12 protein-coding genes are annotated in these 15,121 nt (G+C 73.3%); 7 read left to right on the top strand and 5 right to left on the bottom strand.

Annotation, left to right across the window (positions count from 1 at the left end):
- Window positions 1-77: 77 nt before the first annotated feature.
- The 3 genes from ACIOC1_RS21740 to ACIOC1_RS21730 all read right to left on the bottom strand — a co-directional run bounded on the left by ACIOC1_RS21740 (window position 78) and on the right by ACIOC1_RS21730 (window position 3,405).
- On the bottom strand, window positions 78-1,145 hold the full coding sequence (locus ACIOC1_RS21740) for a DUF2637 domain-containing protein (protein WP_355338847.1): 1,068 nt from the start codon (window positions 1,143-1,145) through the stop codon (window positions 78-80).
- 175 nt (window positions 1,146-1,320) lie between these two features.
- The gene (locus tag ACIOC1_RS21735; RefSeq protein WP_401719681.1) at window positions 1,321-2,196 is read right to left on the bottom strand and encodes a (2Fe-2S)-binding protein; all 876 of its coding nucleotides are present in this window, start codon (window positions 2,194-2,196) and stop codon (window positions 1,321-1,323) included.
- 225 nt (window positions 2,197-2,421) lie between these two features.
- Window positions 2,422-3,405 carry an acetylxylan esterase gene (locus ACIOC1_RS21730; RefSeq protein ID WP_401856090.1) on the bottom strand — a complete coding sequence of 328 codons (984 nt, stop codon included), beginning with the start codon at window positions 3,403-3,405 and terminating at the stop codon, window positions 2,422-2,424.
- Window positions 3,406-3,823: 418 nt separating this feature from the next.
- On the opposite strand from ACIOC1_RS21730, the gene ACIOC1_RS21725 reads away from it, so the two are divergent.
- Together ACIOC1_RS21725 and ACIOC1_RS21720 are read left to right on the top strand one after the other, a co-directional pair.
- Window positions 3,824-4,552 (top strand): GntR family transcriptional regulator, encoded by a 729-nt coding sequence (locus ACIOC1_RS21725; RefSeq protein WP_355338857.1) that lies wholly within the window; start codon window positions 3,824-3,826, stop codon window positions 4,550-4,552.
- Window positions 4,553-4,640: 88 nt separating this feature from the next.
- A complete protein-coding gene (locus tag ACIOC1_RS21720; protein ID WP_355338860.1) occupies window positions 4,641-5,483 on the top strand; it encodes an NmrA family transcriptional regulator in 843 nt (280 codons plus the stop codon).
- 102 nt (window positions 5,484-5,585) lie between these two features.
- Here the strand turns inward: ACIOC1_RS21720 and ACIOC1_RS21715 are convergent, their stop codons facing one another.
- Entirely contained in the window at window positions 5,586-6,338 is a 753-nt protein-coding gene (locus ACIOC1_RS21715) for a hypothetical protein (RefSeq protein ID WP_391049409.1), read from the bottom strand.
- 222 nt (window positions 6,339-6,560) lie between these two features.
- Window positions 6,561-8,222 (bottom strand): PucR family transcriptional regulator ligand-binding domain-containing protein, encoded by a 1,662-nt coding sequence (locus tag ACIOC1_RS21710; RefSeq protein WP_391163579.1) that lies wholly within the window; start codon window positions 8,220-8,222, stop codon window positions 6,561-6,563.
- Window positions 8,223-8,494: 272 nt separating this feature from the next.
- On the opposite strand from ACIOC1_RS21710, the gene ACIOC1_RS21705 reads away from it, so the two are divergent.
- From ACIOC1_RS21705 to ACIOC1_RS21685, 5 genes are all read left to right on the top strand, one after another.
- The gene (locus ACIOC1_RS21705; RefSeq protein ID WP_355338869.1) at window positions 8,495-9,400 is read left to right on the top strand and encodes a xanthine dehydrogenase family protein subunit M; all 906 of its coding nucleotides are present in this window, start codon (window positions 8,495-8,497) and stop codon (window positions 9,398-9,400) included.
- Complete coding sequence (locus ACIOC1_RS21700) at window positions 9,391-9,867, top strand: (2Fe-2S)-binding protein (protein ID WP_355338872.1); 477 nt, start codon at window positions 9,391-9,393, stop codon at window positions 9,865-9,867. The genes ACIOC1_RS21705 and ACIOC1_RS21700 overlap by 10 nt, the downstream gene beginning before the upstream one ends.
- A gap of 2 nt (window positions 9,868-9,869) precedes the next feature.
- On the top strand, window positions 9,870-12,284 hold the full coding sequence (locus ACIOC1_RS21695; RefSeq protein ID WP_391163580.1) for a molybdopterin cofactor-binding domain-containing protein: 2,415 nt from the start codon (window positions 9,870-9,872) through the stop codon (window positions 12,282-12,284).
- A gap of 136 nt (window positions 12,285-12,420) precedes the next feature.
- On the top strand, window positions 12,421-13,887 hold the full coding sequence (locus ACIOC1_RS21690; RefSeq protein WP_355338878.1) for an NCS2 family permease: 1,467 nt from the start codon (window positions 12,421-12,423) through the stop codon (window positions 13,885-13,887).
- 43 nt (window positions 13,888-13,930) lie between these two features.
- Window positions 13,931-15,103, top strand: a complete 1,173-nt coding sequence (locus ACIOC1_RS21685; RefSeq protein ID WP_401856087.1) for an XdhC family protein — start codon at window positions 13,931-13,933, stop codon at window positions 15,101-15,103.
- Window positions 15,104-15,121 lie beyond the last annotated feature (18 nt).

The raw sequence follows: 15,121 nt of genomic DNA, 5'->3' as shown, positions 1-15,121 counted from the left end.
CGCCCACGGGGCGGGGACCCGGGTATCTCTCCCGTGCCCCACCACCCGTGGGCGGCAGTCGACAACCGGCTTTCGGCTCAGCCGAATTGGCGTTCCATTTCCTCCAGCTTGCGTTCCAGGGAGTCCAGTCGGGGGAGGGTCATCGTGTCGTCCTCCGCCGTCAGGTCGATGGTGAAGGGGGCCGCGGCGTCCTCGCGTACCGGCTGGAGCGCCGGACGGGCGCGGACGGGGAGTTCGGCCGCGTGGGCCTCTATGGCAGGCTCCGATGCGGCCTGGCCGCTGCCGCCCGCGGCACTGGCCGCCGGAGGCAGTTCGACCTGACGGCCGCCCCGGCCGCCACCACGCGGCCAGTTCCTGTGCTGCCGGTTGAGCGCCTTGACGCGCGCCCGCTCCAGCCGGTCGTGGTCGCGGCGGCGCATCACGTTCTGCTCGCGCTCCCGCTTGTCCTCCCGGACCTCCTCGACCGCCTCGTCCAGCGTGCGTACGCCTTCGAGGAGCATCAGGGACCAGGCCGCGTACGTCTCACGCGGTGCCCGCATCCACCGCACCATGCGGATCTGCGGCAGCGGACGCGGTACGAGCCCCTGCTCGCGCAGCGCCGCCCGGCGGGTCTGCTTCAGCGCGCGGTCGAAGAGGACCGCGGCCGAGAGCGACATCCCGGCGAAGAACTGCGGAGCACCGGCGTGGTCGATACCGCGCGGCGCGTGCACCCAGTTGAACCAGGCGGCGGCGCCGGCGAACAGCCACACCAGCATGCGCGAGCCGAGAGCCGCGTCACCGTGGCTGGCCTCCCGCACGGCCAGTACGGAGCAGAACATCGCCGCGCCGTCCAGGCCGAACGGGACCAGGTACTCCCAGCCGCCGGTCAGGTTGAGGTTCTCCCGGCCGAAGCCGACCAGGCCGTGGAAGGAGAGGGCCGCGGCGACGGCGGCGCAGCAGAAGAGCAGCACGTACGAGGCGCTGCCGTATATCGCCTCCTTGCGGCGACGGCGCTCCTCACTGCGCTCCCACGAATCCACCTGGGCGCCGTCGGCGCTGCTCGAACTCGCCTTGCGGTTGCGGAAGACGAGCACGCAGGCCACGAGGACGACCAGGCCGATGGCCCCCGAGAGCGCCCAGTCCAGCGATATGTCCGTAAGTCTCATGTGCGATTCCTAGTGTCGCTTCCGTCGCGCTCGGGCCGCGGGACGGCTTACGAGCGACATCTTTGCGAAGAGCGCGGATGACTGGAGAGGTTATGGCCCAAGAGCACGCCTTCGGATGGATTGCTCGAACTTCCGTGCCACAACAACTCAGTTGAGCGAGATCGTAGCGTGATCGTCAGGCTGCCGAGACCAGCCGCCTGATCCGGTCCGCGTCGCAGGTCCGCGGGCAGGTGGTGCAGGCATCGGCCGGACTGATCGTATAGAACCGGCAGCAGGTGAGCCGGTCCCGGGTCCGGCTCACGGGCGGTGACGGTACGTCAGTACCGGTCGGGACCGTCAGTTCGCGGAATGCGGCGCCTCCCGCATACGGCGTAGTGCCACCGGGCAGCAGCGCGGCCAGCTCCGCCGCGGCCCGCTCCTCCTCGCCCAGCAACTGCCCCACGCGCCAGAGCCCTTCGGTGATCTCGTCGGTCGCCATGCCCCACAGCGCACGCGGTCCGCGCCGCAGCCGCGGCCCGAATCCCTCCAGCAGCGGCGCGAGATGCTCGGCCAGCGCGGCCCGCAGTTCGTCGCGCAGTGCCGCCTCGTCGGGCACGACGCGGGCGTGGGGAAGCGCCGCGGCCGGGTCGTCCGGCAGGCAGGCGAAGGAGCGCGGCCGTACGGTCATCCGGCCCGCGGCGCGGTGGAAGGACACGTCGGTGACCGCCAGCCGCGGCACCCGGCGGCTGAGGAACCACGGCACGGTGAAGAGCAGGCACGCGGGCCACGCGTAGCGGTGCAGCGCCAGCGCCGCCGCCACGTCGGGTCGCGGGCGGCGGCCGTGGTCGGCCGTGACCTGGGCGGCGACGGTGTCCGTGAGGGCGTCCGCCGCCGCGCCGCCGTCCGCCAGTTCGCGCGCCCCGACCCAGCCGGGGCCGTGCGGCAGCGGTTGGGTCACGTCGGTCGCCTCGGTCACGACGAGGCCGGGGAAGACCTCGGCGAGCCGGTCGTACGCCATGGTCAGTGGCGAGCCGGTCGGTGCGGCGGGCGGCAGGATTCTGGACACGGGCATGCGGCTCACCATCGGGTGTTTCGAGCGACACGAGATCGTTACGAGGTAAGGCTTACCTTACTCATGGAGAAGGGTTCTTGAGCAATCCGGGGTGTTTGCCACTACGGCATTCGGGGGAAAGGTGTGCCCGCACGCCCCCCTCCGGCTGCCCCGCGCCCCCACCGGCCCGCCCTGGCCGCTGCCCGCCCCGGCCGCCGCCCGTGCCGGGCGTGTCGCGTCGGTCCGCTACCGCTGCGCCTCCAGGTCGCGGAGCCAGCGGAGCTGGGTGGCGCGGTGTTCGGCGGAGCCGCCCTCGTGGCCGTTCCAGGGGTAGACGCTGATGTCCTTCGTGCTGCCCGACCAGTGGTTGTACGAGGCGAAGACCGTCGACGGCGGGCAGACCTGGTCCATGAGGGCCACCGAGTACAGCGCCGGAGCCGTCGCGCGGGCGGCGAAGTTGAGGCCGTCGAAGTACGAGAGGGTCGTGAACACGTCGTCGTCCGTGCCGCGTTGGGTCGCGAGGAACAGCACGATCTCCTGGTACGGGTCCCGGTCGGTGAGGGTCAGCGCGCGCCGGAAGTGCGACAGGAAGGGCACGTCGATCAGCGCCGCGGCGACCCCCGGGTGCAGTCCGGCGGCAGCGGTCGCGATGCCGCCGCCCTGGCTGCCGCCGGCCACGTACACCCGCCCGGCGTCGACGGCGGGATGGGCCGCCGCCACGTCCACCGCGCGGACGGCGTCGGTGAAGACCCGGCGGTAGTAGTACGCCTCGGGGTCCAGGATGCCGCGGGTCATGAAGCCGGGGGCCTGCGGGTTGCCGCCGCCGTGCGGGTCCGGCGTCGAGCCCGCGCTGTTGCGGCCCACCGCGCCCTGGCCGCGGGTGTCCACCACCAGCACGGCCCGGCCGGTGGCGGCCCACACCAGATGGTCGTGCGGCAGGCCGCGCCCGCCGCCGTACCCGATGTACTGCACCACGCACGGCACCGGGCCCTCCGCGCCGCGCGGCACGACCAGCCAGGCGGATATCGGGTGGCCGCCCCAGCCGGAGAAGGTCGTGTCGAAGACATCGACGGCCGTCAACGCAACGTCGACGGGCAGGAATTCGGCGTCGGGAGCCGACCGCGCCGCCTCGTCGAGCGTGCGCTTCCAGAAGGCGTCGAAGTCGTCGGGCTCGTGGCGCTCCGGCCGGTACGAGCGCAGTTCTTCGAGGGGCAGATCGAACAGGGCCATGCGGACTCCATGGGCGAGAGCGAACCGAGAGTAAACAAGGTCGCACAAGAATAAACGAGACCGCACGCCCGGTCGGCTCCGCCAGCCCGGTCCGTTCTCTCGGACTGGTCCAATGCCGGTGGGGGATACGGCCGTTGGACCAGTCCACTCATGGTTCCGGAAGCTGACGTCGGACCTGTCCGACGTCACTGTGTCCCACGGAATCCGGTGTGGGGAATTTCCGTCGGCGGGCGGTGACCGGCGCGCGTACGGCGCTCCGCGCGATACCCCGTGGGGGTAATGCGCGGGCGGCCGGGGACACCACCGGCGCGGGTTACGCTTACCGCACTGCGCCACCCGAGTGGCGTCACCAGGCACTGGTCACCGGTCACGGCCAGGACGGCCGGTCACGCTCACGGAGTACGGAGAGGGACGCCGCGTGGAACGAGCCGCACCCGGGGGCGCCGAGCAGGTACGCGGCGACCACCCGCACGCCGGGCAGCCGGAGCTGCCCGCGCCGCGGCGCATGCCCGAGCGGCTGTCCGTACGCGACCAGGTGCTCGGAGCGCTGCGGCACGCGCTGGTCAGCGGTGAGCTGCCGCCCGGCACCGTGCACTCCGCGCCCGCCCTCGCCGGCCGCTACGGCGTCTCCGCCACGCCCATCCGCGAGGCCATGCAACTGCTGGCCCGCGAGGGCGCCGTCGAGGTGCTGCCCAACCGCGGCTTCCGGATCACCGAGCGCAGCGCCCGCGACCTGGCGGAGCTGGCCGAGATCCGCGCCCTGCTCGAGGTGCCCGTCGTCCTCGGCCTCGCCCGCAGCGTCACCGCCGACCAGTGGGAGGCGCTGCGCCCGCTGGCCGAGGCGACCGTGACCGCCGCCGCCCTCGGCGACCGGGCCGCCTACGCCGAGTCCGACCGCGCCTTCCACCGCGCGATGCTGGGCCTGTCGGGCAACCTCCAGCTCGTCTCCGTCGCCGACGAGCTGCACCGCCGCGCCCAGTGGCCGCTGGCCGTCCCGCGCCCGCCGCACGCCGCCCGCCCGGCCCCGGCGGAGCTGCTCGCCGACGCCACCGAGCACGCCGTACTGCTCGACGCCCTCGTCGCGGGGGACACCGACACCGTCGAGGCGCTGGTCAGGGAGCACTTCTCGGGCGCCGCCCGCGGCTGAGCCGGTCGAGACGGCCGAAGACGCCCGCGTATGCCGGTGAGCGGGTCGGCCATGGTCCGGGGGAGGGCCGCTGACGTTGGCTTGACCCATGACGACGACAGACGCACGACACGAGACGGTGCTGGTCCTCGGCGGCAACGGGAAGACCGGCCGCCGCGTCGCCGCCGGGCTGCGCGAGCACGGGCTGCGGGTACGGATCGGCTCGCGGGCGGGCGAGCCGCCGTTCCTCTGGGAGGACCGGGGGACCTGGCCGAAGGTGCTCGACGGCGTCCGCGCCGCCTACATCGCCTACTCCCCGGACCTGGCCGCGCCCGAGGGCGCCGACGACGTGGGCGCCTTCGCCGCGCTCGCCGTGGAGCTGGGCGTACGGCGGCTGGTCCTGCTCTCCGGCCGCGGCGAGCCGGGCGCGCTCCGCGGCGAGCGGGCCGTCCAGGACAGCGGCGCCGACTGGACGATCGTACGGTCGAGCTGGTTCGCCCAGAACTTCAGCGAGGACTATCTGCTGGAGCCGGTGCTCGCCGGGGAGATCGCGCTGCCCGCGGGTGAGGTCGGCGAGCCCTTCGTCGACGCCGAGGACGTCGCGGACGTCGCCGTGGCCGCGCTGACCGCGCCGGGGCACGAGGGGAAGGTGTACGAGGTCACCGGGCCCCGCCTGCTCACCTTCGGCGAGGCCACCGCCGAGATCGCCCGCGCCACGGGGCGCGACATCCGGTACACGCACCTGCCGGCCGCCGAGTACGCCGCCCTGCTCGGCTCCCACGGGCTTCCCGCCGAGCTGGTCTCGCTCCTCACCGACCTGTTCACCGAAGTCCTCGACGGCCGCAACGCCCACACCGCGGACGGCGTCCGGCAAGCCCTGGGGCGTCCGCCGCGCGACTTCACCGAATACGCCCTGCGGGCCGCTTCCGAAGGCGCCTGGACCCGGGGCTGACCCCGCGCCGCCCCGGGGAATGCAACCACGCGGACCGCCGCCACCGGCCGGTGCCCGGAGACGACCGAACCGCCCCGCCGGGGCCGGTGGCGGGGGCCTGCCCTAGGCCGCCGTGAAGGCCGGGGCGAGCCAGGTGGGGACGCCGTCCAGGAGGGCGTAGAGGCGGGCGGCCTCAAGACGGAGCCGGGCGGCCTCGGGCTCGTCCTCGACATCGGCCAGGGCGAGCAGCGCCGGGGCGGTGCCGACGAGGTGGCCGAGGGAGACGCGGATGCGGAGGGACTCCGCGAAGCCGTGCCGGGCCTCGGCGATCTCGCCGTCGGCGGCGGCGAGCCCGGCGAGGTGGCGCCAGGTGAAGGAGGTCAGGAACACGTCGCCGTGGGCGACGGCGCCGGCGTGGGCGCGGCGGTAGGCGGCGCGGGCGGCAGCCGGATTGGCGGCGATGTTCTCGGCGACCAGGCCGCGCCGGAAGTCCAGCAGCGGCCTGCCGGGAGAGGCGGGGGACAGCAGCGCGGCGGCGCGGCCGAACGCGGAGCTGGCCTCGTCGGCGCGGTCGCGTACGGAGAACAGCGTCGCGCCGTACGCGAGGTACCCCCGTTCGGAGGCGGCGGCGCCGCGCTCCTCGTCGGTGCCCGCCAGCGCCTCGGCGGCGCGCAGCGCGTCCTCCGCCTCGGACCAGCCGTCGAGGTGGTAGAAACACCCCTCGACCAGCAGTTCCGCCCTCCGTAGCGCGGCTCCGGCGTGGTCGGCGCAGAACGGCGCGAGCAGTGTCGCCGCCTCCGCCCAGCAGCCGCGAGCCCGCAGCCGCCATACGTCCGGTTCCCCGACCACCGATTCCGACAGGGCGGTTTCCGCCACAGTCTCTCCCCCAAGCGCGTCGTCGAGCGAGTGCGAGTTCCTGCTTACGTGCAGTGGCCGAAGTCCAACATGGCGCGGGGGTCCACGCCAAGGGGTTGGAGATCACCTTTTGTGAACGGGATCACTAATGCCTGTTCGGCAGGTCGGACGGTCCAACAGGTGAACGTGTGAAGGAGATTCGACGGCCACTTCGGCGGGCGCGCCGCCCGTACCGCCGTGCCGTCAGCTCATCCGCAGCGCGAGGAAGAAGTCCAACTTGTCCTCAAGGCGCGACAGATCACGCCCCGTCAGCTGTTCGATCCGCCCGATCCGGTACCGCAGCGTGTTCACGTGCAGGTGCAGCCGGGTGGCGCAGCGCGTCCAGGAGCCGTCGCACTCCAGGAACGCCTCAAGGGTCGGGATGAGGTCGGCGCGGTGCCTGCGGTCGTACGCGCGCAGCGGGTCGAGCAGCCGGGCGGTGAAGGCGCGGCGCACGTCGTCGGGGACGAAGGGCAGCAGCAGGACGTGGGAGGCCAGCTCCTCGTGCCCGGCCACGCAGACCCGGCCGGGGCGGGCCGCGGCCACCCGGCGCGCGTGCCTGGCCTCCTCCAGGGCGCCGCGCAGCCCCTCGGCGGACTGCACGGCGGCGCTGACGCCGATGGTCAGCCGTCCGTCGTCGGCGAGCCCGCGGCCGAGCGGGCCGCGCAGCACGTCGAGCAGCCGGTCGGCGTGCAGGGTCGCGGGGGAGTCCTCGCCGCCCTCCTGGGCGCCGGGGACCGGCGGCGGCAGCGGTACCAGCGCCATCGCCTTGTCGTCCAGGTGCGCCACCGCGATCCGGTCCGTCGCCTCGGCCCCGGCCGCCGCCGGGTCGACCAGCACTTCCTCCAGCAGGTCCCGCGCCACCGGTCCCGGCGCCAGGTCGCCGCCCGCCCAGTCGACCCGGGCGACCACGATCTGCCACTGCGGCGCGCCGCCCGCGCCCGGCACCAGGACGGGCGCCGCGGCCCGCAGCCGGGCGCCGATCTCGGCGGGCGGCGCCCCGCCGCGCACCAGCTCGAAGACCTCCGCGGCCAGCCGCCGCCGTACCGTACGGGCCGCGTCCCGCCGCTCCCGCTCCACCGCGATGAGCTGCGTGACGCCGTGCAGCAGGTCCAGGCGCTCCGCGGGCCACTCTCCGGCGTCCGCCTCGACAGCGAGGAACCAGTCGGACAGTACGGTCGCCCGTACGTCCTCAGCCCCCGCGCGGACCGGGAAGAGCGAGTAGATCCGGCCGCCCTGGACCGCGACGCGGTGCGGCGCGGGCCGGGCGGTGCGGGCGGCGGCCTGCTGGGCGCCGGCCAGCTCGGCGCGGACCGAGGCGGCCAGCGACTGGCCGGAGCCGCCGATCTCCCGGCCGACCGCGGACAGCACCCAGGCGCGCAGGTCCAGGTCGCTGCCGAGCAGGTCGAGCACGGCGTCGGGGCCGCCGCCCGCGGGCCCCGACGACATCAGCCGCCGGTGCCGGTCCACGACCGCCGCGAGATCACCCGCCCGGCCGCCGGAGACCTGCCGGACCACGTACTCGGTGACGGTCGCGAAGGCCACCGTCTCGTCCACCGCGAACAGCGGCAGCCGGTGCCGGGCGCAGGCGGCCACCAGATCCTGCGGGATCGTGCTCAGCCCCGCCTCGCCCGCCGCGAGCGCCGCCACCCCGGCGCCGGCCAGCAGCCGGACGAAGGGCTCGCAGTCGCCGGGGCCGCGCCGCCAGGCCAGACCGGTGAGGACCAGTTCGCCGCCGGTCAGATAGCGGCTGGGGTCGCGCAGGTCCGTGGTCATCACCCCGCGGACCGTACGGTCCAGCTCGTCCTCGCCGCCGAGCAGCCGCAGGCCGAGGGCCTCGGTGTCCAGCAGTGCGCGCAGCCGCATAGTCGTCGCCTTGTCCTCTGCCGGGTCGTGGTCGCGGTCCCGGCCGTCGTCGCGGGAGCCCGGGTCGCAGTGTCGAACACCGGTGTTGCGGGTGGGCTGCCGCGAGGTTTCGGAGCGGACCCTTTCGGAGGAATCTACAAGACCCGCCCCTTGGCCAGCCAACCGCTTCATGTTTTCGGTGACTGCACCCGGACGGCCCCACAGCCGTGTACTGGGGCCACCCCGCGTGTACAGGACATGAACAGCCCACTCGGATTCGAGAAGAGAACCCCATGGAATTCCTGCGCCCCGCCAGCTGGGAGGAAGCGCTCGCCGCCAAGGCCGAGCATCCCTCCGCTGTGCCCATCGCGGGTGGCACGGACGTGATGGTCGAGATCAACTTCGACCACCGCAGGCCCGAGTTTCTGCTGGACCTGAACCGCATCGGTGAGCTCCAGGAGTGGGAGGCGGCCGAGGACACCGTCCGGCTCGGCGCCTCCGTCCCGTACACCCGGATCATGGAGAACCTCAGAGCCGAGCTGCCCGGCCTCGCGCTGGCCAGCCACACCGTCGCCTCCCCGCAGATCCGCAACCGCGGCGGTGTCGGCGGCAACCTCGGCACCGCCTCCCCGGCCGGTGACGCCCACCCGGCGCTGCTCGCGGGCGGCGGCGAGGTCGAGGCGCAGTCCGTACGCGGCACCCGGCTGATCCCCATCGACGACTTCTACCGGGGGGTGAAGCGCAACGCGCTGGAGCCCGACGAGCTGATCCGCGCCGTGCGGCTGAAGAAGGCGACCGGGCCGCAGCAGTTCTCCAAGGTCGGCACCCGCAACGCGATGGTCATCGCGGTCTGCGCCTTCGGCCTGGCCCTGCACCCCGAGATCCGCGAGGTCCGCACCGGCATCGGCTCGGCCGCGCCCACCCCGATCCGGGCGCGGACGGCCGAGGAGTTCCTGGCCGCCGCGCTGGACGAGGCCGGGCTGTGGGAGAGCCGCGGGGTGATCCCGCCCGCCGTCGCCCGGCAGTTCGCGGAGCTGGTCTCCGGGGCCGCCAACCCGATCGACGACGTCCGCGGCACCGCGTCCTACCGGCGGCACGCGCTGGCCGTCATGGCCCGCCGCACGCTCGGCTGGTCCTGGGAGCAGTACCGCGGCAACGAGCCCCACGAGCTGGACGACAGGAGCAAGCCATGCGCGTGACCTTCACCGTCAACGGCAGTCCGCAGGAAGCCGACGACGTATGGGAGGGCGAGAGCCTGCTGTACGTGCTGCGCGAGCGGATGGGCCTGCCCGGTTCCAAGAACGCCTGCGAGCAGGGCGAATGCGGCTCCTGCACGGTCCGCCTGGACGGCGTGCCGGTGTGTTCGTGTCTGGTCGCCGCGGGCCAGGCGCAGGACCGCGAGGTCGTCACCGTCGAGGGCCTGGCCGGTGAGGGCGGTGAACTCTCCACCGTCCAGCAGGCGTTCGTGGACGCGGGCGCCGTCCAGTGCGGCTTCTGCACCCCCGGACTGCTGGTCGCCGCCGACGAGTTGCTCGAACGCGTCCCCGAGCCGTCCGACGGCGACATCCGCGAGGCGCTGTCCGGCAACCTGTGCCGCTGCACCGGCTACGAGAAGATCCTCGACGCCGTACGGCTGGCCGCCGCCCGTACCGAAGGAGCGGTGTGAGCATGCCCAACACACCCGCGCCCGGCGCCGGTTCGTCCGTCACCCGGACACCCACCAGCCTCACTCAGGGCGCCGCCTCCAAGGGCGGCATCGGCGAGTCCACGCTGCGCCCTGACGGCATCCTGAAGGTCACCGGCGAATTCGCGTACTCCTCGGACCTGTGGCACGAGGACATGCTGTGGGGCTACACGCTGCGCAGCACCGTCGCGCACGCCGAGATCCGCTCCATCGACACCTCGCAGGCGCTGGCCACCTCGGGCGTCTACGCGGTGCTCACCTACGACGACCTGCCCACCGAGGTGAAGAACTACGGCCTGGAGATCCAGGACACCCCGGTCCTCGCCCACGGCAAGGTCCGCCACCACGGCGAGCCGGTGGCGCTGGTCGCCGCCGACCACCCGGAGACCGCGCGCCGCGCCGCCGCGAAGATCCGCGTGGAGTACGTCGACCTGCCGGTGATCACCGACGAGGCGTCCGCCACCGCGCCGGGTGCCGTCCTGGTCCACGAGGGCCGCGAGGACCACCACATCGGCCATGTCCCGCACCCCAACATCGTCCACCGCCAGCCCATCGTGCGCGGCGACGCGGACGCGGCGGCGGCCCGCGCCGACGTGGTCGTCAGCGGCGAGTACGTCTTCGGCATGCAGGACCAGGCGTTCCTCGGCCCCGAGTCCGGCCTGGCCGTGCCCGGCGAGGACGGCGGCGTCGACCTCTACGTGGCCACCCAGTGGCTCCACTCCGACCTGCGGCAGATCGCGCCGGTCCTCGGGCTGCCGGAGAAGAAGGTCCGGATGACGCTCTCCGGTGTCGGCGGCGCCTTCGGCGGCCGTGAGGACCTGTCGATGCAGATCCACGCCTGCCTGCTGGCGCTGCGCACCGGCAAGCCCGTCAAGATCGTCTACAACCGCTTCGAGTCCTTCTTCGGCCACGTCCACCGCCACCCCGCCAAGCTCTGGTACGAGCACGGCGCGACCCGCGACGGCAAGCTCACCCACATCAAGTGCCGGATCGTGCTGGACGGCGGCGCCTACGCCTCCGCCTCCCCGGCCGTCGTCGGCAACGCCGCCTCCCTGTCGGTCGGCCCGTACGTCGTCGAGGACGTCGACATCGAGGCGCTGGCCCTCTACACCAACAACCCGCCCTGCGGCGCGATGCGCGGCTTCGGCGCGGTCCAGGCGTGCTTCGCCTACGAGGCGCAGATGGACAAGGTCGCGGCCGAACTCGGCCTGGACCCGGTCGAGTTCCGCCAGCTCAACGCCATGGAGCAGGGCACGCTCATGCCGACGGGCCAGCCCGTCGACTCGCCCGCGCCGGTCGCCGAACTGCTGCGCCGGGTCAAGGCCCGCCCGCTGCCGCCCGAGCGCCAGTGGGAGGTGGCCGGGGGAGCCGCCGACGTACGCGCGCTGCCCGGCGGCCTGTCCAACACCACGCACGGCGAAGGCGTCGTACGCGGTGTCGGCTACGCGGTCGGCATCAAGAACGTCGGCTTCTCCGAGGGCTTCGACGACTACTCCACCGCCCGGGTGCGGATGGAGGTCATCAACGGCGAGCCGGTCGCGACCGTGCACACCGCGATGGCCGAGGTCGGCCAGGGCGGCGTCACCGTGCACGCCCAGATCGCCCGCACCGAACTCGGCGTCACCCAGGTCACCATCCAGCCCGCCGACACCCGGGTCGGCTCGGCCGGTTCCACCTCCGCCTCCCGGCAGACGTACATGACCGGCGGCGCGGTGAAGAACACCTGCGAAGCCGTACGCGAGAAGGTGCTGGAGACCGGCCGCCGCAAATTCGGCACCTACCACCCGGCGTGGGCCACCGCCGAACTCCTGCTGGAGGGCGGCAAGGTCGTCACCGACGGCGGCGAGGCGCTGGCCGACATCGCGGACGTCCTGGAGGACGAAGCCGTCGACCTGGAACTGGAGTTCAGGCACCGCCCGACCGTCGCGTTCGACCTGCGCACCGGACAGGGCAACGGCCACGTCCAGTACAGCTTCGCCGCGCACCGCGCGGTGGTCGAGGTCGACACCGAACTGGGCCTGGTCAAGGTGGTCGAACTCGCCTGCGCCCAGGACGTCGGCAAGGCGCTCAACCCGCTGTCGGTCGTCGGCCAGATCCAGGGCGGCACCACGCAGGGCCTGGGCGTGGCGGTGATGGAGGAGATCATCGTCGACCCCAGGACCGCCAAGGTCCGCAACCCGTCCTTCACGGACTACCTGATCCCCACGATCCTCGACACGCCGACCATCCCGGTCGACGTGCTCGAACTCGCCGACGAGCACGCGCCCTACGGCCTGCGCGGCGTCGGCGAGGCGCCCACGTTGTCGTCCACTCCCGCGGTCCTCGCGGCGATCAGGAACGCGACGGGGCTGGAGTTGAACCGGACCCCGATCCGGCCGGAGCACCTGACCGGAACCTAGGCGGCCGGGGGGCTCCCGTCCCCCGGTCCCCCTTTCTTGTTCGTCTCGGGCCGTCCCCCGGGTCGTGCAGGCCACGCAGATCCCAAATCCCGTACACCGCGTACGAGTGCCCCTGTGAACCTTGGGAGTTGGCACCATGACCCAGACGCCAGTAGAGCCGCGGACGGCGGCGGAGGACGCGGGCGAAGGCTCGCGACAGCCCGCCGGGAGATCCTGGCTCGACCGGTACTTCCACATCTCGGCCCGAGGCTCGTCGATCCCCCGCGAGGTCCGCGGCGGCATCACGACCTTCATGGCGATGTGCTACATCCTGCTCCTCAACCCGCTGCTGCTGTCGGGACCCGACGTCGCGGGGCACAAGCTCAGCCACGCCGCGCTGATCACCGCGACGGCGCTGGCCGCCGCCGTCTCCACCCTGCTGATGGGCTTCGTCGGCAAGGTGCCGCTCGCGCTCGCGGCGGGGCTGAGCGTGGCCGGGGTGATCTCCACCCAAGTGGCTCCGAACATGACCTGGCCGCAGGCTATGGGTATGTGCGTGATCTACGGCGGCGTCATCGTGCTGCTGGTGGTCACCGGGCTGCGCGAGATCGTCATGAACGCGATACCGCTGGCGCTCAAGCACGGCATCACCATCGGCATCGGCATGTTCATCGCGATGATCGGCCTGGTCAACGCCGGATTCGTCGGCAAGGGCGACCCGCACGGCACGGCCCCGGTCGCCCTCGGCGCCGGCGGCCAGCTGCGCGGCTGGCCCGTGCTGCTCTTCTGCGTGACCCTGCTGCTGATCTTCATGCTCCAGGCCAGGAATCTGCCGGGCGCGATCCTGATCGGCATCGTGGCCGGCACCGTCCTGTCCGTGATCGTCAACGCGGCGGGCGACCTCACGGCGGCCGACTGGGGAGGCAGCGCGCCCAAGCTGGAGGGCAGCGCGGTCTCGATGCCGGACTTCGGACTCTTCGGCCATGTCGAGTTCGGCGGCTGGGGCTCGATCGGCGGTATGACCGTCGGCGTCATCGTTTTCACTCTGGTGCTCGCCGGGTTCTTCGACGCGATGGCCACCATCATCGGCGTCGGCACCGAGGCCGGGCTCGCTGACGACAAGGGCCGGATGCCGGGCCTGTCGAAGGCGCTGTTCGTCGACGGCGCGGGCGGCGCGATCGGCGGCGTCGCGGGAGCGTCGGGGCAGACCGTCTTCATCGAGTCCGCGACCGGCGTCGGCGAGGGCGCCCGCACCGGCCTGTCCTCGGTCGTCACCGGCGTCCTCTTCGCGCTCGGCCTGTTCTTCACCCCACTGGCCCAGATCGTGCCCGGCCAGGTCGCCGCCGCCGCGCTCGTCGTGATCGGCGCGATGATGATGAGCAACGCACGGCACGTCGACTGGTCCGACCGCGCCGTGGCCGTACCGGTCTTCATGACCGTCGCCCTCATGCCGTTCACCTACTCCATCACCGCGGGAGTCGGCGCCGGGGTCGTCTCGTACACCGCCATCAAGGCCGCGCAGGGCAAGTGGCGCGAGCCGGGGCTGTTCATGTGGATTCTCACGGCCGTCTTCGTCGTCTATTTCGCCCTGCACCCGATCGAGGGCTGGCTCGGCGTCAAGTGACCGCCGGGAAGAGCGAGTTGTAGGAAGAAGGAGCTGGAACGCCATGCTGGACATCGCTGACGAGTTGTACCGCTGGTGCGGTCTCGGGCGTCCGTTCGCCGTCGCGACGGTCGTCGCGACCGGCGGCAGCGCCCCGCGCCAGCCCGGTGCGGCGCTCGCCGTCGACGGCGGCGGCGACGCCATCGGCAGCGTGTCCGGCGGGTGCGTGGAAGGCGCGGTCTACGAGCTGTGCCGGGAGGTGCTGGCCGCGGGCCCCGACGCGGCCGCGGTCCTCCAGCACTTCGGCTACTCCGACGAGGACGCCTTCGCCGTCGGCCTGACCTGCGGCGGCGCGATCGACATCTTCGTGCAGCGGATCGACCCCGCGGTACGGCCCGAGGTCGTCGCGGCGCTGGCCGCGGCCGTCTCCGGCGAGGCGGCGGCGGTGGCCCGTGTGGTCGAGGGCCCGGCGGAGCTGCTGGGCCGGGCGCTGCTGGTCCGCGAGGCCGAAGGCGCCGGTGCGTACGCGGGCTCGCTCGGTGACGACGAGCGGGACCGTACGGCGGCGGCCGAGACCCGCGCGCTGCTGGCCGCCGGGCGCACCGGGACCGTCGTGATCGGCGCGGACGGCAGCCGCTGCGGCGCGCCGCTCACCCTGCTGGTCGAGGCCAGCGTGCCGCCGCCGCGGATGCTGGTCTTCGGGGCGATCGACTTCGCGTCCGCGCTGGTACGGGCGGGCAAGTTCCTCGGCTACCACGTGACGATCTGCGACGCGCGGCCGGTCTTCGCCACCGCCCGCCGCTTCCCCGAGGCCGACGAGGTGGTCGTCGACTGGCCGCACCGCTACCTGGAGGCAGAGGCGCGGCAGCGGCGGCTGGACGGCCGTACGGCGGTCTGCGTCCTCACCCACGACGCCAAGTTCGACATCCCCCTGCTGGAGCGGGCGCTGCGGCTGCCGCTGGCCTACATCGGCGCGATGGGCTCGCGCCGCACCCATCTCGCGCGCCTGGACCGGCTGCGCGACACCGGGGTGACCGAACTCGACCTGGCCAGGCTCCACTCGCCGATCGGCCTCGACCTCGGCGCCCGCACGCCCGAGGAGACCGCCCTGTCGATCGCCGCCGAGATCGTCGCCCACTCGCGCGGCGGCTCCGGCGCCCCCCTCACCGGCGCCCGCACCCCGATCCACCACGAGCCCACGACCCCGTCCCGCCGCCTGGGCTCCCCGGCGGCGTAGCGGCCACCGGCCCGCCGA

It is taken from the genome of Streptomyces sp. NPDC088197 (assembly GCF_044741185.1).
Classification (GTDB): Bacteria; Actinomycetota; Actinomycetes; order Streptomycetales; family Streptomycetaceae; genus Actinacidiphila.
This window is presented reverse-complemented; position numbering and strand designations above follow the sequence as displayed.

What these genes read in the sequence shown, in the direction of transcription:
- ACIOC1_RS21740 (WP_355338847.1), bottom strand. Translation starts at nt 1,145, where the DNA reads ATGAGACTTACGGACATATCGCTGGACTGGGCGCTCTCGGGGGCCATC.
- ACIOC1_RS21735 (WP_401719681.1), bottom strand. Translation starts at nt 2,196, where the DNA reads ATGCCCGTGTCCAGAATCCTGCCGCCCGCCGCACCGACCGGCTCGCCA.
- ACIOC1_RS21730 (WP_401856090.1), bottom strand. Translation starts at nt 3,405, where the DNA reads ATGGCCCTGTTCGATCTGCCCCTCGAAGAACTGCGCTCGTACCGGCCG.
- ACIOC1_RS21720 (WP_355338860.1), top strand. Translation starts at nt 4,641, where the DNA reads ATGACGACGACAGACGCACGACACGAGACGGTGCTGGTCCTCGGCGGC.
- ACIOC1_RS21710 (WP_391163579.1), bottom strand. Translation starts at nt 8,222, where the DNA reads ATGCGGCTGCGCGCACTGCTGGACACCGAGGCCCTCGGCCTGCGGCTG.
- ACIOC1_RS21705 (WP_355338869.1), top strand. Translation starts at nt 8,495, where the DNA reads ATGGAATTCCTGCGCCCCGCCAGCTGGGAGGAAGCGCTCGCCGCCAAG.
- ACIOC1_RS21700 (WP_355338872.1), top strand. Translation starts at nt 9,391, where the DNA reads ATGCGCGTGACCTTCACCGTCAACGGCAGTCCGCAGGAAGCCGACGAC.
- ACIOC1_RS21695 (WP_391163580.1), top strand. Translation starts at nt 9,870, where the DNA reads ATGCCCAACACACCCGCGCCCGGCGCCGGTTCGTCCGTCACCCGGACA.
- ACIOC1_RS21690 (WP_355338878.1), top strand. Translation starts at nt 12,421, where the DNA reads ATGACCCAGACGCCAGTAGAGCCGCGGACGGCGGCGGAGGACGCGGGC.
- ACIOC1_RS21685 (WP_401856087.1), top strand. Translation starts at nt 13,931, where the DNA reads ATGCTGGACATCGCTGACGAGTTGTACCGCTGGTGCGGTCTCGGGCGT.